This window comes from Streptomyces sp. NPDC016469, from assembly GCF_040632905.1.
Taxonomy (GTDB): Bacteria; Actinomycetota; Actinomycetes; order Streptomycetales; family Streptomycetaceae; genus Streptomyces.
In genome coordinates, this window is sequence record NZ_JBEYCQ010000003.1 from 47,041 (window position 1) to 67,454 (window position 20,414).

The window sequence follows — 20,414 nt, forward strand, 5'->3', positions numbered from 1 at the left end:
CAGCGCGGATGCGGCATCATGGCGGCGTGTCCGAATACGCCGACGATCCGACGCAAGAGCTCCTGGCAGCCGTGTCAGCGCTTTCGTACGCCCTCGGGCGCAGCCAGGTCCACGGACAGCTGACCGTCGGCCTCGACGTCAAGGTGGAGCGCGCCGCCTTCGCCGTCCTACGGATCCTGCTCCTCGACGACACACCACTGCGCAGCAGCACGCTCGCCGAACGCCTGATGGTCCAGCCACCGCACATCACCCGGCAGGTGGCTCGCCTGGAGCAGCAAGGACTGGTCGAACGCACCCGGGACCCGGAGGACCACCGCGCCCAGCTCGTGGGACTGACCGACCATGGGCGCAGGGTCGCCCACCAGCTCAACCAGGCGATACGTGACCGGCTGAGCCGCACCCTGGACGACATCCCCGCCGAAGACATCCGGGCCGCCACACGTGTCATTCAACGCATGGCGATCAATTCCAGCGCGGACTGACCGGCACCGGAGGGGCGTGGAGCCGGGCCCGGCTCACCCTCCGGAATCACGGTTGATCTTCGTTGCCGGCCGCGTCGCGGCCGGGACGCGCCGCAACGCCCTCCGGGCACCCGCCGCATGCACGACACCTGGGGCCCCAGTCACCGGAGCCGCCGCACCTTCGCCCGCGCGATGCTCTCGCTTCGCGACCCGGGAGCGCCGTCCAGGAGCTGAGTGCGTCCTGGAACAGGGCACGCGTTCATCCTGCTGCCCACCGGACCGGCCTACGGCCGTTCCCCGGCCCCTCTGCTCCGTTCCCTCCTGAAAGCTCGTCAACGAGCCGAAGGCCGGTGGTCACTCAGGCGGCCACTGAACGCTCCGGGGCCGGAGGGCCCGCTGCCGACGAGCGGGGAAACAACCTCATCACAACAGACGCTCATCACGCCGGAACCCTCCCTTTCCCGGCCTTTTTGGCTGCCCCCATCCATAGAACCGATCCACTTGCGCTGACGTACACAGTCATCCGGCAGGCACCTCACGCCCGGGGCGCGGAATACCTTGCGGGCATCAGTTGACAGTCGTAAGGTGACGCCCGCAAGGCTGGCGGGGTGGATATCCATCCCGCCGCTAGAGGTCACTGGAAAGGTCAAGTGGCATGAAGATCACGGTCGATGAGGCAAAGTGCTGTGGTGCGGGCCAGTGTGTGCTGGTCGCCCCTGAGGTGTTCGACCAGCGGGACGAGGACGGCATTGTGGTCCTGCTGGACACGACGCCCCCGGCTGAGCAGTACGACGCCTCGCGGGAGGCGGCTCAGGTCTGCCCCGCCGCGGCGATCCTCATTGAGGAGGACTGACATGGCGACCGCCGACGAACTTCGTCGGCTGGTCGTGGTAGGTGGGTCGGCCGCGGGTCTGGCGGTCGCCGAGGAAGTGCGGCGCCGCGGGTTCATGGGCGAGGTGACGCTGGTCGACGGCGAGCCGGGGCTCCCCTACGACCGCCCGCCCCTGTCGAAGCAGCTCCTGGCAGGAGAGTGGGACGTGGAGAGGCTGCTGCTGCGTCCGCAGGAGCAGTTCGACGCTCTGGGCGTCAAGCACCTACCGGGTGCCACCGCCGTGGGAGTCGATCCCACGCTGTCCACCGTGACCCTGGCTGATGGCAACAGCATCCCGTACGACGCCTTGGTGATCGCCACCGGCGCCCGGGCAGCCCACCCGCGTTCTCTCGGAGCCGGACTTGCCGGCGTCCAGGTGCTGCGGAGCCTGCCGGACGCCCTTCGGCTGCGCGGCGACCTCAGCCGCGGCGGACGCCTCGTCGTCGTGGGGGCCGGCTTCGTCGGTGCGGAGGCCGCCGCGGTGGCCAGAGGCATGGGCGTGTCCGTCACGATGGTCGACCCGTTGCCGCTCCCCATGGTCAACGTGCTCGGCGACGAGGTGGCCGACATGCTCGAGCAGCGCCACCGGGCCGCCGGAGTGGACGTGCGCTGCGGCCGAGGCGTGACCGAGGTGACGTCCGAGGGCGGCCGGGCCACGGGCGTCGTCCTCGACGACGGATCGGTGGTCGAAGCGGCCACCGTCCTCGTCGCCGTCGGCGCCCGGCCGGCAGTCGACTGGCTCGCCGGATCGGGCGTACCGCTCGGCGACAAGGCACGGGACGGGGCCGACGGCGTTCTCTGCGACGCGAACGGCCGGGCCTGCGAGAACGTGTGGGCCGCGGGTGACGTGGCCGCCTGGTTCGATCCGGTGTCCGGGCGCCATGTGCGCAGCGAACACCGGCTCGCCGCCACCGAGCAGGGACGCGCCGTGGGCGCCGCCCTCATGGGAGCGGAGACCTCCGGGCCCTCGCTGCCCTACTTCTGGTCGGATCAGTACGACCTGAAGCTGCAGTCCTACGGAGCCACTGGACGACAGATGACCTTCACCGTCGTCGAGGGCTCTCTGGCGTCGGGCCGGTTCGTCGGAATCTACGGTCACCGCGACTCCGAGGGACGACGCCAGCAGGTCGACGGAGTACTGGGCAACGGCATGGCCCGCGCCCTGCGCACCTGGCGACAGGCCGTAGTCGACCGCGTCCCCTGGCCCGCCGCCACCCCCACGGCGGCGGTACACACCGCCGAAGCACCGGCTCTCTGATCGAGGTACACGACATGACCACCCACACGTCCGAGACCCCCGCGACCGGGGAAGCGCCGTTCTTCCCCGCCCCACGCAGCTGTCCCTTCAGTGCTCCGCCGCAGTACACCGAGTTCCGGGAGGCAGGCGGGCTGCACAAGGTCACCATCTGGGACGGCTCCCAGCACTGGCTGGCCACCCGGCACGCCGACATCCGGGCCGTGCTGTCCAGCCCGTCCTTCAGCGCCGATGTACGCAGGCCCGGCTTCCCGCTGGTCCACGCCGGTCAGGACGATCACCAGGGCGGCCTGTTCCTGCGCCTGGACGACCCGGAGCACGCCCGCCTGCGGCAGATGCTCACCAAGGAGTTCAGCGTCAAGCGCACCCAGGCGATGCGCGAGGAACTGCTGAAGATCACCGATGAGCTGATTGACGCGATGCTCGACAAGGGCGGCCCGGTCGACTTCATCCAGGACTTCGCGCTGCCGATGCCCTCCCGCGCCATCTGCACCATCCTGGGTGTCCCCTACGAGGACCACGATCTCTTCCAGCAGCACGCGAACGCCGGAACCGACCTGGACGTCAGCCGCGAGGAGCGCGCGCGGCTGGAGCGCGAGGCGTTCGAGTACTACACGGCTCTCGTCGAGCGCAAGCGCCGGGAGCCCGCCGACGACATGGTCAGCCGGCTGCTGGCCGACCATGAGGGCCCGGACGGTTTCGCACCGGAGATGATGCCCGTCCTGGTCTCGATCCTGGTCGGTGCCGGACACGAGACCACGGCGAACATGCTGGGCCTCGGAACCATCGCGCTGCTGCTCAATCCCGCTGAGCGCGACCGGCTGCGGGACCACCCGGAGCTGGCCCCCAGCACGGCCGAGGAGATGCTGCGCTACTGGAGCATCGTCTCCACCGACCCGCGACGAGTGGCGATCGAGGACGTGGAGATCGGCGGTCGGCTCGTCCGCGAGGGCGAGGGCGTCATCGTCTCCCTGATCGCCGGTAACCGGGACCCGCTGGCCTTCGGCGCGGGCGAGGGTGAGTGCCCCGCGGACGACCTCGACATCTCCCGCAGGGCCCGCCACCACGTGGCCTTCGGTTTCGGGTCCCACCAGTGCCTGGGCCAGAACCTCGCGCGGGTGGAGATGCAGGTCGCCTGGCCGCGGCTGTTCGAGCGCATCCCCGACCTGCGGCTCGCCGTCGCCGAGGATGAACTGGACTTCAAGAAGAACTCCATCGTCTACGGGCTCAAGACCCTCCCGGTCACGTGGTGAACGACATGACGGACCACGGATTCGACGTCGGCGGACACACCGACGGTCGCGGCAGCCGCATGGCGGGCAGTGCGGCCCTGGTGACCGGCGCCGGAAGCTCCGGGGACTTCCTGGGCACCGGCGCGGCCACGGCCATGCTCCTCGCGGCCCAGGGCGCCACGGTGGGCGTCCTCGACATCGACAGCGAGCGCGCCGGACACACGCGGAAGCGCGTCGAGGAACTGGGCGGGCGGGCCATCGCACTCACGGCGGACATCACCGACGAGGAAGCGACACGCGCCGCGGTGGACGACTTCGCCCACCGGGCCGGGCGTCTCGACGCCGTCATCAACAACGCCGGAATCAGCGGCGAGGGCCCCGTCCTGCGTACCTCGCGGGCAGGCTGGGACCGGGTCCTGGCCCTCAACGTCACCGGAGCCATGCAGGTCGCCCGCAGCTCCTACCCGCATCTCGTCCGCAGCGGTGGTGGTTCCCTCGTCAACATCTCCTCCATCGCAGCCCTCCGCGGGTTCGGCAGCGGCGCGTACGCGGCCAGCAAAGGCGCTCTGCAGTCGATGACCGTCGACCTGGCCTATAGCTGGGGGCCGGACAGGATCCGGGTCAACTGCCTCGTCCCCGGGCACCTGCACACCCCCATCGGTGACCACGGGGGCGAGGAGGGCCGACGGATGCGCAGGGCTGCCAATCTGCTCGGCATCGAAGGGACCGCCTGGGATCTGGCCTGGGCCGTGCTCTTCCTCGCGAGCCCGGAGGCTCGCTGGATCACCGGGACGGTCGTTCCGGTGGACGCGGGCACCACCACCGCCACCGTGCTGGGCATACTGCCCCGCATGACCGACCCCGACCGGGAGGGCACTGATGGATGACACCGGAAAGAGCGACCGCAGAGCCGCCGGCGAGCAGGTCGTACGGGAGATGTTCGGCGAGGAGTTTCTGCAGAAGAACCTCGCCGCCGCCGCGGACGGCGACGGCCCGGGAGCCGATACGGCCCGGCTCGCGCTGGAGCAGTGCTTCGGCGAGATCTGGGCCCGTCCGGGCCTGGACCGGCGCAGCCGCAGCCTGGTGACGCTCGGTGTCCTGATGGCCCAGGGCCATCAGTGGGAGATCCGCAATCACGTGCTGGGGGGCCTGGGCAACGGGCTCACGGCACAGGAGATCCTCGAAGCCGTGATCCAGACGATTCCCTACGTCGGCCTGCCCGCCGCAGGGCAGGCGATGTCCACGGCGGCACGAGCTCTCCAGGAGTAGCGTGCCTCCGCACCGCGGGCCGTCGGCGCCGGTCCGGGCCTGCGACCCGCGGTATGCGGTGATGCCGCACAATGAGAGCCATGAACGAGGACGGCACCCCGATCGGCACCGTACGCAGGCCCAACCCACGCGGCCAGGGCGACCGGCTCCGTGCGGAGATCCTGGCCGCCGTCGCACGTCTGCTCGACCAGAAGCTCACCGACAATCCGCTGCCGGTCTCCCTCCGGGAGGTCGCGCGCGAGGTCGGGATCGCCGCTCAGAGCATGTACCTGCACTTCTCGGACAAGAACGAACTTGCCCGCGCCGTCGCCGAGGACGGTTTCAAGCGCACGGTCGCGGCCATGGCGGCCGCCGACGCCGAGGCAGCGGAAGCCGGAGCCGATCCCGGCGAGCGGCTGCGCGTCCAGGCGAACGCCTTCTGCGCCTTCGCCCGTGACGAGCGCGGCGTCTTCCGCCTCATGTTCGGGCACGACGCCTCGAGCTTCGACGTGCCCGACCGCGCCCACCCCGCCCATCATCTGTGGCACCAGTGGGTGGGCGCCGTGCGCGCGTGCGAGACGGACGGCCTGAGCTGGCCGGACGGCATCGAACGCACCGCGTTGCTCCTGTGGTCGGCGCTCGTCGGCCGTTTCGCTCTCTGGTCGTCGACCTTCGGCAACCACGACCCCGTGGAGCTCGCCGCCTTCGCCGACCACATGGTCGAGACCGTGCTGCGCGGCGCCCGGCACTGACTTTCCGACGACCGCGCGCCCGATCGCGGCCGTCAGACACAGCTCGCCGCCTTCCCGAACGATCACACGGGCAAGGCGGTCCTCGCACGCCCGCGACCGGTCGCGATGACGCGGCATCACACCCTCGCGGCGGACCGCTCCCCTCAGGCTCGCCGTGCCGAGCCATCGGCTCACCGCCATGTCCCGGAGGCCCTCGCAGCGACCGCCACCCCCGACGGACCCGTGCCTCACGGGCATCACCGAACGGCCCGAACTCGCACGAGCACAGCCCTTGACGCCCCCCTTTAAGAGAGTAAACACTCTCTTGCAGGCCACACGAGCACGTGGAAGGGACGCCATCGTGACAACCATCGACCTTCCTGCTCCACAGGGGCAGAACCCGCGCACCCCACCGGAGCAGCCCCCCTTCCCACCGGGGTGCCCGGTGCGGGAGGACTTCGTCCCCAAGGGGGACTACATCGATCCGCGCTACGTGCGCATCGAGAAGGACCGCCTCTGGCCGGACGTCTGGCAGGTCGCCTGCAGGGAGGAGGAGCTCCCCGAACCGGGGAACTTCGTCACCTTCGACGTCGCCGACGAGTCGGTCATCGTGATCCGGCTCACCGGAGGCACGATCAAGGCGTACTACAACGCCTGCCAGCACCGCGGCCGCCGGCTGACCGAGGGATGCGGCACCGCCCACCACTTCTTCTGCCGGTACCACGGCTGGCGCTGGAACCTCGACGGCTCGGTGCGCGAGATCGTGGACCGGGAGGACTGGGGTGACCGGGTCACCGACGAGGACCTGCGTCTGCGGGAGCCCCGGGTGGGGACCTGGGGCGGTTTCGTCTTCATCACGATGAACCCCGACGCCGAGCCGCTGCTCGACTACCTCGCTCCCCTCCCGGAGGTGTTCGACCCCTTCGAGTTCGAGAAGTTCCGCTACCGCTGGTACAAGACCGTCATCCTGCCCTGCAACTGGAAGACCGCACTCGAAGCCTTCAACGAGGGCTACCACGTCCAGACGACACACCCCCAACTGCTGCGCAACAATGACGACTTGACGGACAGCCATCGTTTCGGCAAACACTCCACCTTCACCGGCGCCGAGGACAACTGGCCGCTGGGGGCGCCTTCGCGGCGGCTGGGCCAGCCGTTTCCCAAGGATCTGCGCCCAGGTGTGATCAGCTTCGTCGAGCTGATGGAACAGCAGTTGCGCGCCATCTGGACCCCTCGGGATCTCACGGCCGCTCGCCGGCTGGCCACCGAGCTCGACGAGAGCGACGGCGCGGACCCGGCGCGAGTAATGGGCGCGATGATGGCTTTCGCAGCCGAGGAGGCGGAGAAGGACGGTTCCGGCTGGCCGAAGCTGACGACCGAGAACCTGATCCGGGCCGGTCAGGACTGGCACATCTTCCCCAACCTGATCGTGCTGCCCTACCCCGACGGCGCCCTTTGGTACCGGGCCCGTCCGAACGGTGACGACCCGGACAGCTGTGTCTTCGACATCTGGTCGCTGGTGCGCTACGCCCCCGGCGCTGAGCCCGAGCTCAAGCGCGAGTTCTATGCGGACTGGCGGGACCACAAGGACTGGGGCCGCATTCTGGAGCAGGACTTCGAGAACCTGGACGCGGTCCAGCAGGGCATGAAGTCGCGTGGCTTCCCGGGCTCCCGCACCAGCCCGCGCCAGGAGATGGCGATCAGCAACTTCCACCGCGTGTTGCACGAGTACTACTACCGGGACAACGAGACCTCCGACGGAGCCATGTCCGGTACGGACGAGAAAGCCGAGGCACGCCCATGACCGCGCGTCAGGATGAGACGGCCCCCGGCTCCGGCTGGGACGTGGTGACCGACCTGGTCGTGGTCGGCAGCGGCGGCGGTTCGCTGTGTTCGGCCCTGGTGGCCCACGAGAACGGCCTGCAGGCCCTGGTGATCGAAAAGACCGACGTTTTCGGCGGTTCGACCGCCATGTCCGGTGGTGTGCTGTGGCTGCCGAACAACCCGGTGTCCCGCAAGGCAGGAGTCCAGGACAGCCCCGAGGACGCCCGCCGGTACTTCGCCTCGGCGGTCGGTGACGTCGGCCCCTCCACCTCCCCCGAGCGGGTGGAGGCGTTCCTGAACGCCGTGGAGCCGATGACCGAGTTCCTCCTGGAGCGCGGCATTCCCTTCCGGCACTGCGAGGGGTACTCGGACTACTACGACGACCGGCCGGGCGGCAAGGCACGGAGCCGTTCACTGGAGACGGAGCTGCTCGACATGCGACGGCTCGGACCGTGGCGCGAGAAGTTCCGCAGCAGCGGCATGCCCGCGGTGCCCCTCTACACCGGTGAGGTCTCACCGATGTCCACCGCTCCGTACAGCAAGCGCGGCGCCGCCACGGTGGCGAGGGTGGGTGCCAGGATGGCGGCCGCCAGGGCGACCGGCCGCGAACTGCGGGGCACCGGCGCGGCGCTCCAGGGCTGGATGCTGCTGGCCGCGATCCGTGCGGAGATACCGATCTGGACCGGCACACCCGTCGTGGACCTGGTGGTCGAGGACGGCGAGGTGGTGGGTGTCGAGGCCGAGCGCGAGGGGCGCCGGACGAGGATCCGGGCCCGCGCCGGCGTGCTGCTGAACTCCGGCGGCTTCTCCCACAACCCCGCCATGCGCCAGAAGTACGGGCCGGCCCCCGCCTCGGTCGAGTGGACCTCCGCGAACGACGGTGACACGGGTGAGGTCATCGAGGCGGCGATGCGCCGGGGCGCCGCAGTCGACCTGATGGAGGAGGCGTGGTGGATCCCTTCCTCGATCCTGCCCGACGGCACTCCGCAGTTCGCCGTGTACGAACGCGCCAAGCCGCACTCCATGATCGTCGACGCCACCGGTGCGCGGTTCGTCAACGAGGCCGCCTCCTACATGGAGGTGGGGCAGGCGATGTACGCCCGCGACCGTGAGGCCGGCGCCGTACCCAGCTGGTTCATCATGGACTCGCGACACCGCAGCCGCTACCTGTTCGGGCTGACTCCCGGCGGCGTCACCCCACGCAAGTGGATCAGCAGCGGCTACATGAAGAAGGCCGGAACCCTCGAAGAACTGGCCGCGCAGTGCGGCATCGACGCGGCCGGCCTGCGCCGGACCGCCGACCGCTTCAACACCTCCGCGGCCCACGGCAAGGACCCCGACTTCCACAAGGGCGAACGGGCCTACGACCGCTACTACGGCGACTACCGTGTCCGCCCCAACCCCTGTGTCGCACCCGTGTCCAAGGGGCCGTTCTACGCGGTCGCCCTCTACCCGGGCGACGTCGGCACGGCAGGGGGCCTGCTCACGGACGAGCACGCCCGGGTGCTCCGGGAGGGCGGGGAGCCGATCCCCGGTCTGTACGCGACGGGCAACTGCACGGCGTCCGTCATGGGCCGGACCTACCCGGGCGCGGGGGCCAGCATCGCCGCGTCCTTCATCTTCGGATGGCTGGCCACCCACCACATGATCCAGAACACCGCTAGGAGCACGTCCGTTGCCTGATCAGACAGCCTCCACCGCCGCCGGCTCCGCCGACCATCCGCTGGTCCGCGTCTACCGCACCGCGGCCCTCATCCACCGTACCGACGAGCGGATGCGGTCCATGCTGACGTCCGGTGAGCTCGCCGCCGCCTACTACTCCCCCCGCGGGCAGGAGACCGTCGCCGCTGCCCTGGCGCACAGCGGGGTGACCACGGACGACTACCTGGTCACCACCTACCGCGGCATACACGACCAGATAGCCAAGGGCATGCCCCTGGACCTGCTCATCGCCGAAATCTTCGGCAAAGCGACCGGCGCCTGCAAGGGCAAGGGCGGCCCCATGCACGTCACCCACCCGGACACCGGCGTCATGGTGACGACCGGCATCGTCGGCAGTGGCCTGCCGATCGCGGTCGGCCTGGCGACCTCGTCGGACATCCGCAAGGACGGCCGGGTCACCATCGTCTGTTTCGGCGACGGCGCGAGCAACATCGGCGCCTTCCACGAGTCGCTGAACCTGGCCTCGCTGTGGAACCTGCCAGTCGTCTTCGTGTGCCAGAACAACCTCTACGCGGAGTCCACCAGCTACGCCAACGGCACCACCGCCGCGCACATCGCCGACCGCGCCGCCGGTTACGGCATGCCCGGTGTGACCGTGGACGGCAACGACCCGCAAGCAGCCCTCGACGTGTTCACCAGCGCCGTGGACCGGGCCCGCGCCGGCGACGGCCCGACCCTGGTCGAGGCGGTCACCTACCGCTTCATGGGCCACTACTTCGGGGACCCGGGTGCCTACATGGACCGGGAGGAGTACGACAAGGCGCTGGCCGCCGACCCCGTCCCGGCCCTGCGGGCCGCACTGCTGGAGCGGGGACTCGCGGACGAGGACCGGATGAGCACGTGGGAACAGCAGATCGCCGACGAGGTCGAGCGTGCGATCACCTTCGCCATCGAAAGCCCCTACCCCGGCGCCGACGAACTGCGCCTCGACGTCTACCGCGAGCAGGTGTCCGCATGACCGACCGCAGCACCCGCAACAGTCAGCGCAGCAAGACCATCACGTTCCAGCAGGGCTGCACGATGGCGCTGGACGAGGCGATGGCCGCCGACGACACCGTCTTCCTGCTCGGTGAGGATGTCGCGGACCGCGAAGGCGGCGGCACGTTCAAGGTGACGTCCGGCCTGTCCACGAAGTACGGCGTGGACCGGGTGCGGTCCACGCCGATCTCCGAGCAGGCCATCGTCGGCACAGCCGTCGGCGCCGCCGTGGCCGGGCTCCGCCCGGTCGCCGAGATCATGCTGATGAACTTCATCACGCTCGGCCTGGACCAGTTGGTCAACCACGCGGCCAAGCTCCGCTTCATGTCCGGCGGCAAGACCGGGGTGCCGCTGACCGTGCGCACCGCCACCGGTGCCGGTGGCGGCACCGGCGGACAGCACTCGGACATGCTGGAGGCGTGGCTCGCCCACGTGCCGGGGCTGAAGGTCGTCGTGCCCTCCTCCCCTGCCGAGGCCAAGGGACTGCTCCTGTCCAGCGTGCTCGACGACGATCCTGTCGTGGTCGTCGAGCACACCCAGCTGTACTGGACCAGGGGGGTGGCCCCCGAGCCGGGACTGCGCATCCCCCTCGGCAAGGCCAACATCGCGCGGCGCGGCTCGGACGTCTCCGTGATCACCTACGGGCGGCCGGTCGGTCAGGTGCTCGAATTGGCCGAGAAGCTGGCCGGTGAGGGCATCGACATCGAAGTGGTGGACCTGCGCACCATCTCACCGCTGGACGAACGGACCGTCCTGGAGTGGGTGGCCCGCACCCGTCGGGCCGTCATCGTCCACGAGGCAGTCGGCCAGTTCGGAGTGGGGGCCGAGGTGTCCGCCCGCGTCAACGAGGAGCTCCACGGCCAACTGGATGCTCCGGTGGTGCGGGTGACCTCGGCGAACGCCCCGGTGCCCTTCTCCCGGCCGCTGGAGAACGAGTACCTCTACAAGATCTCCGACGTGGAGAGCGCGATCAGGAAGTCGATGGCATGAGCGTGACCGTTCTCGTCAAACTCCCCAAGCTCGGTCTGACCATGCAGGAAGGCGAGCTGTTGGAATGGCTGGTCTCGGACGGAGACACCGTCGAGGCCGGTCAGACGATCTACCTGCTGGGCACCGACAAGGTGGAGCACGAGGTCGAGTCCCCCGCCTCGGGCACCATTCAGCTCGTCGGTGAGGCGGAGACCAAGTACCAGGTCGGAGACGTGCTGGCCAAGATCACACCAGCCTGACCGTCTTGAGGTGTGTGACGGCCGGTCCGCCCCCCGGGGCGGACCGGCCCCCGACATAGCATGAGGGCATGACTGGACACACTGCGGCCGGCAAGCAGTCCCGCACCCGTCGCAGCAGCAAGACCGTGCGCGCGGATCTGCTGCGCGCGGCCCGGGAGGTCTTCGGTGAACGCGGCTTCGCGGGTGCCCGGACCCGGGAGATCGCGGAACGCGCGAACGCCACCGAGCAGATGATGTACCGCCATTTCCGCACCAAGGAAGAGCTGTTCGAACAGGCTGTCTTCGAGCCGTTCTCCCACGTGGTCAGCGAGTTCGTGTCGGAGTTCGCCGAGCGTTCGACACGTGGTCTTACCGATGAGCGCCTGGCCCGCGCCTATGTCACCGCGCTCTTCGGATTCCTTCGGGAGAACCGTCGCGACGTGTTCACCCTGCTCACCATGCGAGCACACCATCCCGAGCTCTTCTCCGCGGCCCCCCTGAGCGGCTTGTTCCCGGCCCTCGAAGAAGCAGTCGACGCCGGCCGGCGCGACCACGGACAAACACCGGTCAATGCCCGCCTCACCGTGCGGGTCACCTTCGGCATGGTGCTGTCGGCCGCCGTCCTGGACGACTCGCTCCTCGACCTGGACGCCGACGAGGAAGGCGGCCAGCTGCTGGACGAGCTCGCTGCCTACGTCCTGGCCGGCGTCCTCCGACGCGTACCGTGAGGACTCGCAGAGAATCAACACGCTGACTTGATCTCCGGACGGTTGCTGTTCGTGAGGAACGCGGTGACTCGGCGGGTGTGCGGAACCTGGCTGTCGACCCTGGACCGGTGTAGCCGCTCTCGGCGAGGAAGACTTCACTTGGTGAACGGCCCCTGTGATGGTGCTGTACGTGGCGGCCGCCTCCAGTTCGCGGACTGGGCTGCCAGTGCCCCGGTCCCGCAGCCACAGGTCCCCGTCACCGTCGACCACGGCCGGCGGGACCCCGCACCACCGACGAACTCGCCTTCTACCTCTGCTGGTCACCTACCGCGGTGCCCCAGTCCGAACTGGTGCGCGTCACCGGGGCTCGCTGGAACGTCGAGGAGTGCTTCCAGGCCGCCAGGAGCAGGTCGAACTCGACCACTGCCTTCCTGCGGTCATCGTGCTGAAGGACGGCGATGGCTTCCTCGGTGCGCCCGGCGTCGGCGAGGAGCCGAGCCATGTGTTCCGCCGCGTACCAAGTGGTGCCTTCAGGGTGGGCTCGGGCCCGTTCAACCGCCTCATCGACCCCGCTGCAAGCGGCAATCAGCGGCAGTCGCATCAAAAAACACCTCCCAATCAACCTCGCCCCCGCGGATGGCGGTCAGGGCGTCGAGGTGGGCCAGGCCGTCGGAGGGACGACCCTGGTCGGGACACAGCTGGGACAGGGCACGGAGAAACCAGTCGTCACCGGGGTGGGCGTCGGCCTGGGCGCGCATCACGGCGATCGCCTCGTCACCCCGGCCGTGCCGGGCCAAGAGCTGCGCGCGTTCGCAAGCCGAGTTCGGGTTCCAGGCCATGGGGCCGTCGCTCCCCTGTATGCAGCGATCGCGCCCTCAACGTCACCATGTTCCCCCAGGAGCTCCGCCAGCCGCTGCACGGCCTCCTCATGTCCGTCGGTCGCCGCGTAGGCGCGCAGTTCCTCGATTCGGCCGTGCCGGGCCAGCAGGTCGGCGAGCTGGTCGCGACTGTTGACCGAGGTGATCTGCCGGTGCCTGAGGAGGTCGATGGCCTCGTCGATGTGGCCCTGGCGCTCGTGGATTGTCGCGAGTAGGCCGATTGCCGTCTCGGGGTCGAGGCCGCGGCAGCACCACGGGCCGTCGCAGCGGTGGTCGGACCGGATCCGGGCGGCGAGCAGCGCGGCGGCCTCCTCGTCGCGGTCGGCGACGGCGGTCACGTCGACCAGGGCGGTGGCGAGCGTCCAGTCGTCGGCGTGCGGTAGGAGCATGTTGAACGCCTCCGCGGCGCGGCCCGTGCCGGGCAAGCAGCCGCGTGTAGGTCCCCAACGCCATCGGATGCCCGACAGCCATCCGGGCCCGGACGGTCTCGATCGCTTCCTCGCTCCGGCCCCAGCCCTCCAGCAACTCGGCGGCCGCTACGACGGCCGTCCACCAGCCCGTTGCGGTGTACGGGGCGAGCACCTCCAGTGCGTCGACCTGTCGGCCCCGCTCACCCAGCAGCCGCGCCCACGCAAGCGCACAGAACCACTCCTCGCGTCCGGCCTGCAGTTCCACAACGTCGCGGTGGCCGCGCTCGAGCAGCCGAGAAACCAGCTCGGGCGGGATACAGCCGGACCGCGACCGGGCCCGGTAGTCAAGATCAGTGGCGTCCACGGCCACGCACCGTAGCGCCGACCTCTGACATCCGCCGACACCACTGACAGTTTCGAATACAGCACAGTTGGAATGACGCTCCCCGCCAGTCGGCGCCGACGCCTGGACCACCGAGGGCCGACAGGCCTACGCCAACGACCTGACCCGCCCCCAGCTCATCGCGTCACCGACAACGTCAACCAGGCCAAGGGCGACCAGGACCCGGCCACCTGGATGCCCTCGCACAGCGCCTACCGCTGCACCTACGTGCGCGCCTGGGTGCACGTGAAGTACTACGACGACCTCTCGGTCGGCTCGGCGGAGAAGTCCGCCCTGCGGGGCTACCTCGCGAACTGCTGACGCCGGCCGTCCGCCGTCCGTTCGGCGCCGACCCTCCCACCGGCCTTCGTCGCCCCGTACCGTACGGGGCGACGAAGGAGAGGATCATCATGGCGGAACTGCGCCTGGGCCCACTGCTGAGGTACACCGACGGTTCGTGCGCGACGGTCTGGGTCGAGACGAGCGGCCCCTGCACCGCCGAGGTGCGCTGCGCCGACGGGGCGCGGGGCACGGCCGGCACCTTCCTCGTGGCCGGCCACCACTACGCCCTGGTCCCGGTGGAGGGCCTGACCCCCGGCACGTCGACGTCGTACGAGGTACTCCTCGACGGTACGAGCGTGTGGCCGCTGCCCGACTCGCCCTTCCCGCCCTCGGTGATCGCGACGCCCACCGACGACGACGGCCTGCACGTCGCCTTCGGCTCCTGCCGCTGGGCTGCGCCGCCGGCCGGCGGCAAGGACCCGGTGGGCCCGGACGCCCTGGACACCCTCGCCGCCCGGATGGCGGCCGACCCCGGGGGCGCCCGCCCCGACGTCCTGCTGCTGCTCGGTGACCAGGTGTACGCCGACGAGGTGTCCGATGCCACCCGCCGCTGGATCGGCGACCACCGTGACCTGGACGAACCGCCCGGCGACCAGGTCGCCGACTACGAGGAGTACACCCGCCTCTACTTCGAGTCCTGGCTCGACCCTGAGGTGCGCTGGCTGCTGTCCACCGTGCCCAGCTGCATGATCTTCGACGACCACGACGTCATCGACGACTGGAACACCTCTGCCGCCTGGCTCACCGACATGCGGGCCACCGACTGGTGGCAGGAGCGGCTGCTGAGCGGGCTCATGTCGTACTGGGTGTACCAGCAGCTGGGCAACCTCTCCCCGGCCGAGCTGGCCGCCGACCCGCTGTACGCGTCCGTCCGCGAGGCCCCCGACGGCACCGCCGCCCTGCGCGCGTTCGCCACCCGGGCCGACGCCGACGCGGCCTCCGTCCGCTGGAGCTACCGGCGCGACTTCGGCCGCACCCGGCTGCTGATGGTGGACTCCCGCGCGGCCCGCGTCCTGGCGGAGGACCGCCGCTCGATGCTCGACCCGGAGGAGGCCGCCTGGGTGCGCGAGCAGATCCTGGACGGGCGGGGCTCGTACGACCACCTGCTGATCGGCACCTCCCTGCCCTGGCTGCTGCCCCACCTGGTGCACGACGTCGAAGCCTGGAACGCCGCGATGTGCGGCGGCGAGCGCGGCGAGCGCTGGGCCGAGCGCGGGGAACGGATCCGGCGCGGGGCCGACCTGGAGCACTGGGCCGCCTTCCCCTCCTCCTTCGACGCGCTGGGCGACCTGATCGCCGAGGCCGGTACGGGACCGGAGGCGCCCGCGACGGTGAGCGTGCTGTCGGGCGACGTGCACCACGCCTACATCGCCGAGCCGTCCTGGCCGGGGCGTGCGCCCGACGCGCGGGTGGCCCAGCTGACCTGCTCGCCCGTCCACAACTCCGTGCCGCTCTCGATGCGCCTCGGCTTCCGCTTCGGCTGGAGCGCCGTGGCACGGGCCCTCGGCCGGCGCATCGCCCGGCACGGACGCTGCGCGCCGCCGACGGTGAGCTGGCGCAGGACCGGCGGCCCCTGGTTCGGCAACCAGATCATGACGCTGACCTTCCGGGGCCGGTCGGCGCGGCTGCGCCTGGAACAGGCCCGGGCGGACCGTGCCGGGGCGAGCGCTCTGCGGACGATCACGGACCGGGAGCTCGCGTAGCGCGGGCAGCGCACCAGACCGGACCGCCCTCACCCATTCCGGGACTTCACGGCGGGCTGGGGACGCGGTGGGGTATCCGCGGCTGAAGCGGGTGGGCCGGTGCCGGGATTCGTTCCGGATGACGAGTGCGCGGCTGGTGGCATCCGGTCTGCGGCATGTGCGGATCGGTGGGGAGAAGGACCCGTCCGGTCAGCGGGCGTTGACCGTGCGGCTGCACCGGCCCGGGCGGCGGCTGGCCCGGGCGATCGCCCGGGGCGGGGTGGTGGAGACAGTGACGGTCGCGCGTCAGGGAAGTCAGTGGTGGGCGTCGTTCAACGTCCGCATCGACCTCCCGCCGCCCGTCCAGCCCCCCGCCGGCAGAAGAGGCCGGGAGGGTGGCGGTCGACCTGGGGGGTCGCGGTGTTCGCCGCGACGTCGGAGCCGGTCCTCACGGCCGCCGGGAAGGTGCAGCTGTTCGACAACCCCCGTCACCTGGACAATGCTCGCCGCCGGCTGCGCAAGTGGGAGCGCCGGATGGCCCGGCGATACGTGAAGGGACTGCCGGCGCGTCGTCGGAGTGCGGGGTGGCGGGAGGCCCGGGACCAGGTCGCGCACGTCAAGGGGCTGGTCGCGCAACGCCATGCTTCGACCCAGCATCTGCTGTCCAAGCAGCTGGTCACGCAGCCCGCGCACGTCGCGCTCGAAGACCTGCGGGTGAAGAACATGACCCGCACGGCGTGCGGAAGCGTGGAGAAGCCGGGTCGGAACGGGGCGGCGAAGGCGGGGCTGAACCAGGCGATCCTGGATGTGGCCGTAGTCGCAGCTGATCAGGTGCGGGCACAGGTCGATCCCGGCGGCCGAACCCGCACCGGTGGTGATCGATCCGTCCTCGGCGAACAGCCGGTCCTGGCGTGATCGCCGCCTCCGGCAGCATCGAGATGGTGGTCCGGCACTCGCGTCGCCGCGATGCTCCGCACCCTTGAGACCGGCTCCGCCGTCACCCCTGAGCGACGACAGCCTGTCGGCCGATCGGTGAGCGGCGAAGGCGTGCGCCTACACGTCGGATCGGCGGGCGGGGACCTCGACCGGGCGGAGGTGGCCGAACTGCAAGCCGCACTGAGCGCCTGGCCCCGCTTCACCAAGGGCCAGGAGCGCCCCGCTGCGTCGCCCGCGACCTCCTCGCTCCCGGAGAAGCCCCGGCTGACGTACGCCCCCGTACGAGGACCTGCGGACGCGGTCGTCCGGCACCACGCAAGCATTGCCCGACCATGGCCGTCGCCATCGGCATCGGCGTCCTCACCTACTCCTCCGAGCGCTCCCTCGCGAAGGCGGCCCTCGCCGGTTTCCTCGCTTCCGGTGCCTCCGTGGCGGTACTGCACAGCCTGATCGGCTGCTGGAAGCCCGCCCTGGCGAACGCAGCACGAAAGAACCGAAGAACTCCAGGCCGCACGCGCAGACCAAGCCCGTCTCCGCAACGCCCTCGGAGGTGGGCCGGAGCGCTTCCACCAAGGCGCGTGACTCCTGCTCCGTTCGGCTTGTGCAACAACCGTGCAAGATGATCTCTGAGAGATGTCATTTACACAGGTCAGAAGCTTTGTCCATGAGTTCCGGGACATCGAGGACCTGAAGGAGAGGCACCATCACACCCCGCCTGAACTGCAGAGATGCGAGGTGAGGTGGGTGCGGTGGTGCCTCCGGGCCTTCCCCGGGACTGTGACCAGGAGCGACAGCTTCCGACTGCGCCTTGCTCCTGGGCGTTCGCAACCTGAGCCCGTGACCGGCTCGGTGCGGGGCCCCGCCGCAGCCCCTGAGCCAGTGGGCTTCTCCTTCAGCCGTCGCGGGCCATGGTGAGCCGGTCGAGAACGTGCCGGATGCCGGGTTGCCGGCCCGTCCCCGAGCGGTGGAGGGCACGGACGCTGCGGTGGACCGGCACGCGCAGCGAGTGGATGCTGAGGTCCGGTCCCGGGGACGGCAACGCCATGCGGGGAATGAGGGCGACTCCTGCGCGGCGGGCGACCAGGGCGGCCAGAACAGCGAAGTCGCCCGCCACTGCCACGGCTCGCGGGACGAAGCCGGCGGCACCGCAGGCGCGTTGTGTCATTTCGTGGCAGGCCGTCTCGGGTCCGGGAAGGAGCCACGGAGCGTTGGCGAACCGGCGCAGGTCCGCCTGCGCACCGGGAGCGAGGCGGTGGTCGACGGCGTCGGCGGGGTGCAGGACGAGATGCACGGGTTCGTCGAACAGGGCCGTGTGTTCACAGCCCGCGGGAGCCGGGCGGGGAAGCAGGCTTTAGGAGTGGGTGACCGCGATGTCGACCTCACGACGGCCGAGGGCGGCCTCCGCCGCCGGGGGCTCGTGTTCGACCAGGAACACGGCGGGCTCTTCCGGGGCCGGTGCCGCGCCGGGCTCGGGCCAGAGGCTGGGCATGATCGCGCGAGCGGCGGAGGCGAACGCCGCGACGCGGACGGTGCCGCGTTCGCCCTGGCGCAGTGCCGTCAGATCCGACTCGGCGGCGGCGAGGTTGCCGAGGAGGACATGTGCATGGTCCACGAGACGCTGCCCCGCGCCGGTCAGGTGAAGGGTACGGCCCCGCTTCTCCAGAAGTTGCACCCCTGCTTCCTTCTCCAGCACAGCCAGTTGCTGGGACACGGCAGGGCCGGTGAGATGCAGGGCCCGAGCTGCGGCGGCAACCGTGCCGTGCGAAGCGAACTCGGCCAGCACGCGGAGCCGACGGACATCCAACAAGAAAGCTCCTTTACCCGATAAGCAAGAAAAAGATAAATAGACCTAATTCATGCTACCCGGCAGAGTCAACAGGGTGAAGCTCAACAAGACCTTGCTCGCCCTCGCCACCACCGTGTTGCTGTGGGCCACCGCCTTCCCCGCGATCCGGGTGGCACTGGAAGGCTACGGGCCCTCCCAGCTGTCCTTCCTCCGCCTTGCCGTCGCCTCCCTCGCCCTCGGGGCCGTCGCCCCGTCGCTGGGCGTCCGCCGCCCCGCGCGCACCGATCTCTGGCGCATCGCACTCGCGGGCGGCGCCGGGATGAGCGCCTACCAACTGCTGCTGAACTGGGGGGAGATCCACGTACCCGCAGGCACCGCCAGCCTCATCGTGGCCGCCGTCCCGGCGATGAGTGCCGTCCTAGCGGCCGGCTTTCTGGGCGAACGGCTCACCCCGGCCAAGACCGGCGGGTCACTCGTCGCCCTCGCCGGCGCGGCCCTCATCGCCGTGTCCGGCAAGGAGAGCGGATACACGGCAGCGGCGTGGGCCGTCCTCGCGGCCGCGTGCAGTCAGGCCGTCTACCACCTGACGGTCAAGCCGCTGCTGCGCCGTTACACCGGGTTCGAAGTCGCCGCCTACGCGATGTGGGCCGGGACCGCTCTTCTCGTCCCCCTCGCCCCCGGAGCCGTCCGGGCCGCGCTCGGCGCCCCGGCGGGTGCGACCGCGGCGGTCGTCTTCCTCGGCCTTCTGCCCTCGGCCGCCGGGTTCGCTGTCTGGGGCTACGCCGCCGCCCGGCTCAGCGTCACCGCCGCCACCGCCGCGCTCTACCTCGTCCCCGCGGTCACGCTCGCCGCCTCCTACCTCTGGCTCGGCGAGCGACCACGGCCCTTTGCGATTCTCGGCGGACTGATCACCATCGCCGGACTCATCCTTCTCAACAAACGCCGCAGCCCCGCCAACCACATCCCCGCCCCGTCCCCGTCACCCGTCATCCCCCCGCGCCACCACTCCTGACGCTCACGTCGCACTGCCTGCCGACCCTCATGCCTCTCCATTACCGGCTTGTCGACATGGCGGCATGCCGGCAGGCACGGCGCACACCCGCGACATCCTCCGCGGCAGCGCCGGTCCGTCCGCCGAGCAGTTAGGCACGGTCACCCAAGAGTTTCGGAACTTCGAGACGTTGCCCCCGTCAAGGCCGCCCACTGGTTTCCGGGCTCTCAGCGTTCACGCTCCGTCTTCCACGCGGGCGAGCCAGGTAGTGAGCAGTGATTCGAGCGTCTCGGCCTCGCCAGGTGTCAGCAGATCGAGCAGACGGTGTTCATTGCGCATGTGGTCGGCGAATGCCTGGTCGATCACTTCGCGTCCGGGCCCGGTCAGGGCGACGATCCGGCCACGCTGGTCGTCGTCCGACCGGCGACGAGTGACGAGCCCGGCCCGCTCCAAGCGGTCGATCCTCTTGGTCATCGCGCCTGTGGTGACCATGGTGTGGGCGGCGAGCTCGCCCGGAGCCCGTTCGTATGGCTCACCGGCGCGTCGCAGTGCGCACAGGACGTCGAACTCTCCCTCGCTGAGGCCGTAGCGGTCGTAGACGCGACCGAGTTCCCCGGTGAGCCGGTCGGCCAGGCGGTGCAGCCGACCGATCACCCCCTGCGGGGAGATGTCGACGTCAGGTCGCTGCTGACGCCATTCGGCCTGAATGCGGGCCACATGGTCCAGCGTGTGCCGACTTTCCATGGTGCAAATATACCTTCCCTAGAAGG

21 protein-coding genes and 1 pseudogene are annotated in these 20,414 nt (G+C 70.2%); 17 read left to right on the forward strand and 5 right to left on the reverse strand.

The genetic code is table 11. The features are described 5' to 3' along the window. Window positions 1–26: 26 nt before the first annotated feature. The 13 genes from ABZ565_RS03800 to ABZ565_RS03860 all read left to right on the forward strand — a co-directional run bounded on the left by ABZ565_RS03800 (window position 27) and on the right by ABZ565_RS03860 (window position 12,258). Window positions 27–482, forward strand: a complete 456-nt coding sequence (locus ABZ565_RS03800; RefSeq protein ID WP_361020123.1) for a MarR family transcriptional regulator — start codon at window positions 27–29, stop codon at window positions 480–482. Window positions 483–1,116: 634 nt separating this feature from the next. Beyond that, window positions 1,117–1,314: a ferredoxin gene (locus ABZ565_RS03805; protein ID WP_361020125.1), complete on the forward strand. Its 198-nt coding sequence runs from the start codon at window positions 1,117–1,119 to the stop codon at window positions 1,312–1,314. A 1-nt stretch (window position 1,315) separates the two neighbouring features. Beyond that, the gene (locus ABZ565_RS03810) at window positions 1,316–2,590 is read left to right on the forward strand and encodes an FAD-dependent oxidoreductase (RefSeq protein ID WP_361020127.1); all 1,275 of its coding nucleotides are present in this window, start codon (window positions 1,316–1,318) and stop codon (window positions 2,588–2,590) included. 14 nt (window positions 2,591–2,604) lie between these two features. Beyond that, the gene (locus ABZ565_RS03815; protein ID WP_361020129.1) at window positions 2,605–3,840 is read left to right on the forward strand and encodes a cytochrome P450; all 1,236 of its coding nucleotides are present in this window, start codon (window positions 2,605–2,607) and stop codon (window positions 3,838–3,840) included. 5 nt (window positions 3,841–3,845) lie between these two features. Then, window positions 3,846–4,706 carry an SDR family NAD(P)-dependent oxidoreductase gene (locus ABZ565_RS03820; protein ID WP_361020131.1) on the forward strand — a complete coding sequence of 287 codons (861 nt, stop codon included), beginning with the start codon at window positions 3,846–3,848 and terminating at the stop codon, window positions 4,704–4,706. Continuing rightward, the gene (locus tag ABZ565_RS03825; RefSeq protein WP_361020133.1) at window positions 4,699–5,088 is read left to right on the forward strand and encodes a carboxymuconolactone decarboxylase family protein; all 390 of its coding nucleotides are present in this window, start codon (window positions 4,699–4,701) and stop codon (window positions 5,086–5,088) included. The genes ABZ565_RS03820 and ABZ565_RS03825 overlap by 8 nt, the downstream gene beginning before the upstream one ends. Window positions 5,089–5,168: 80 nt before the next feature. After that, on the forward strand, window positions 5,169–5,819 hold the full coding sequence (locus tag ABZ565_RS03830; RefSeq protein WP_361020135.1) for a TetR/AcrR family transcriptional regulator: 651 nt from the start codon (window positions 5,169–5,171) through the stop codon (window positions 5,817–5,819). Between the two features lie 340 nt (window positions 5,820–6,159). Then, window positions 6,160–7,602 carry an aromatic ring-hydroxylating dioxygenase subunit alpha gene (locus tag ABZ565_RS03835; RefSeq protein ID WP_361020137.1) on the forward strand — a complete coding sequence of 481 codons (1,443 nt, stop codon included), beginning with the start codon at window positions 6,160–6,162 and terminating at the stop codon, window positions 7,600–7,602. Then, a complete protein-coding gene (locus ABZ565_RS03840; RefSeq protein ID WP_361020139.1) occupies window positions 7,599–9,305 on the forward strand; it encodes an FAD-binding protein in 1,707 nt (568 codons plus the stop codon). Before ABZ565_RS03835 ends, ABZ565_RS03840 begins: the two co-directional genes overlap by 4 nt. Continuing rightward, on the forward strand, window positions 9,298–10,302 hold the full coding sequence (locus ABZ565_RS03845) for a thiamine pyrophosphate-dependent dehydrogenase E1 component subunit alpha (protein WP_361020141.1): 1,005 nt from the start codon (window positions 9,298–9,300) through the stop codon (window positions 10,300–10,302). The genes ABZ565_RS03840 and ABZ565_RS03845 overlap by 8 nt, the downstream gene beginning before the upstream one ends. Further along, entirely contained in the window at window positions 10,299–11,312 is a 1,014-nt protein-coding gene (locus ABZ565_RS03850; RefSeq protein ID WP_361020143.1) for a pyruvate dehydrogenase complex E1 component subunit beta, read from the forward strand. Before ABZ565_RS03845 ends, ABZ565_RS03850 begins: the two co-directional genes overlap by 4 nt. After that, window positions 11,309–11,551, forward strand: coding sequence for a lipoyl domain-containing protein (locus ABZ565_RS03855; protein WP_361020145.1), 243 nt, complete (start codon window positions 11,309–11,311; stop codon window positions 11,549–11,551). The genes ABZ565_RS03850 and ABZ565_RS03855 overlap by 4 nt, the downstream gene beginning before the upstream one ends. A gap of 68 nt (window positions 11,552–11,619) precedes the next feature. Next, window positions 11,620–12,258 (forward strand): helix-turn-helix domain-containing protein, encoded by a 639-nt coding sequence (locus ABZ565_RS03860; protein WP_361020147.1) that lies wholly within the window; start codon window positions 11,620–11,622, stop codon window positions 12,256–12,258. A 286-nt stretch (window positions 12,259–12,544) separates the two neighbouring features. On the opposite strand, the gene ABZ565_RS03865 is transcribed toward ABZ565_RS03860, so the two are convergent. Both ABZ565_RS03865 and ABZ565_RS03870 read right to left on the reverse strand, forming a co-directional pair. Then, window positions 12,545–12,739 carry a hypothetical protein gene (locus tag ABZ565_RS03865; protein WP_361020149.1) on the reverse strand — a complete coding sequence of 65 codons (195 nt, stop codon included), beginning with the start codon at window positions 12,737–12,739 and terminating at the stop codon, window positions 12,545–12,547. Window positions 12,740–12,994: 255 nt separating this feature from the next. Then, window positions 12,995–13,504 carry a hypothetical protein gene (locus ABZ565_RS03870; RefSeq protein ID WP_361020151.1) on the reverse strand — a complete coding sequence of 170 codons (510 nt, stop codon included), beginning with the start codon at window positions 13,502–13,504 and terminating at the stop codon, window positions 12,995–12,997. 476 nt (window positions 13,505–13,980) lie between these two features. On the opposite strand from ABZ565_RS03870, the pseudogene ABZ565_RS03875 reads away from it, so the two are divergent. The 3 genes and pseudogenes from ABZ565_RS03875 to ABZ565_RS03885 form a co-directional block, all read left to right on the forward strand. Continuing rightward, window positions 13,981–14,228 (forward strand): annotated as a pseudogene (locus tag ABZ565_RS03875) (hypothetical protein); the annotation flags it as partial. An 89-nt stretch (window positions 14,229–14,317) separates the two neighbouring features. Beyond that, window positions 14,318–15,952: an alkaline phosphatase D family protein gene (locus tag ABZ565_RS03880; RefSeq protein WP_361020153.1), complete on the forward strand. Its 1,635-nt coding sequence runs from the start codon at window positions 14,318–14,320 to the stop codon at window positions 15,950–15,952. A 399-nt stretch (window positions 15,953–16,351) separates the two neighbouring features. Continuing rightward, window positions 16,352–16,846, forward strand: coding sequence for a hypothetical protein (locus ABZ565_RS03885; RefSeq protein WP_361020155.1), 495 nt, complete (start codon window positions 16,352–16,354; stop codon window positions 16,844–16,846). Between the two features lie 913 nt (window positions 16,847–17,759). Here the strand turns inward: ABZ565_RS03885 and ABZ565_RS03890 are convergent. Continuing rightward, window positions 17,760–18,215 (reverse strand): LysR substrate-binding domain-containing protein, encoded by a 456-nt coding sequence (locus ABZ565_RS03890; protein ID WP_361020625.1) that lies wholly within the window; start codon window positions 18,213–18,215, stop codon window positions 17,760–17,762. A 3-nt stretch (window positions 18,216–18,218) separates the two neighbouring features. After that, entirely contained in the window at window positions 18,219–18,674 is a 456-nt protein-coding gene (locus ABZ565_RS03895) for a LysR family transcriptional regulator (RefSeq protein ID WP_361020157.1), read from the reverse strand. Between the two features lie 73 nt (window positions 18,675–18,747). Here ABZ565_RS03895 and ABZ565_RS03900 point away from each other — a divergent pair, with 73 nt between their 5' ends. Beyond that, window positions 18,748–19,665, forward strand: coding sequence for a DMT family transporter (locus tag ABZ565_RS03900; protein ID WP_361020159.1), 918 nt, complete (start codon window positions 18,748–18,750; stop codon window positions 19,663–19,665). 213 nt (window positions 19,666–19,878) lie between these two features. On the opposite strand, the gene ABZ565_RS03905 is transcribed toward ABZ565_RS03900, so the two are convergent. Beyond that, window positions 19,879–20,388, reverse strand: coding sequence for a MarR family transcriptional regulator (locus ABZ565_RS03905; protein ID WP_361020161.1), 510 nt, complete (start codon window positions 20,386–20,388; stop codon window positions 19,879–19,881). Window positions 20,389–20,414 lie beyond the last annotated feature (26 nt).

Bases quoted from the DNA above. Each gene is read 5' to 3' on its own strand.
- ABZ565_RS03805 (WP_361020125.1), top strand. From the start codon at position 1,117: ATGAAGATCACGGTCGATGAGGCAAAGTGCTGTGGTGCGGGCCAGTGT.
- ABZ565_RS03810 (WP_361020127.1), top strand. From the start codon at position 1,316: ATGGCGACCGCCGACGAACTTCGTCGGCTGGTCGTGGTAGGTGGGTCG.
- ABZ565_RS03815 (WP_361020129.1), top strand. From the start codon at position 2,605: ATGACCACCCACACGTCCGAGACCCCCGCGACCGGGGAAGCGCCGTTC.
- ABZ565_RS03820 (WP_361020131.1), top strand. From the start codon at position 3,846: ATGACGGACCACGGATTCGACGTCGGCGGACACACCGACGGTCGCGGC.
- ABZ565_RS03825 (WP_361020133.1), top strand. From the start codon at position 4,699: ATGGATGACACCGGAAAGAGCGACCGCAGAGCCGCCGGCGAGCAGGTC.
- ABZ565_RS03830 (WP_361020135.1), top strand. From the start codon at position 5,169: ATGAACGAGGACGGCACCCCGATCGGCACCGTACGCAGGCCCAACCCA.
- ABZ565_RS03840 (WP_361020139.1), top strand. From the start codon at position 7,599: ATGACCGCGCGTCAGGATGAGACGGCCCCCGGCTCCGGCTGGGACGTG.
- ABZ565_RS03850 (WP_361020143.1), top strand. From the start codon at position 10,299: ATGACCGACCGCAGCACCCGCAACAGTCAGCGCAGCAAGACCATCACG.
- ABZ565_RS03855 (WP_361020145.1), top strand. From the start codon at position 11,309: ATGAGCGTGACCGTTCTCGTCAAACTCCCCAAGCTCGGTCTGACCATG.
- ABZ565_RS03860 (WP_361020147.1), top strand. From the start codon at position 11,620: ATGACTGGACACACTGCGGCCGGCAAGCAGTCCCGCACCCGTCGCAGC.
- ABZ565_RS03865 (WP_361020149.1), bottom strand. From the start codon at position 12,739: ATGGCTCGGCTCCTCGCCGACGCCGGGCGCACCGAGGAAGCCATCGCC.
- ABZ565_RS03870 (WP_361020151.1), bottom strand. From the start codon at position 13,504: ATGCTCCTACCGCACGCCGACGACTGGACGCTCGCCACCGCCCTGGTC.
- ABZ565_RS03880 (WP_361020153.1), top strand. From the start codon at position 14,318: ATGGCGGAACTGCGCCTGGGCCCACTGCTGAGGTACACCGACGGTTCG.
- ABZ565_RS03905 (WP_361020161.1), bottom strand. From the start codon at position 20,388: ATGGAAAGTCGGCACACGCTGGACCATGTGGCCCGCATTCAGGCCGAA.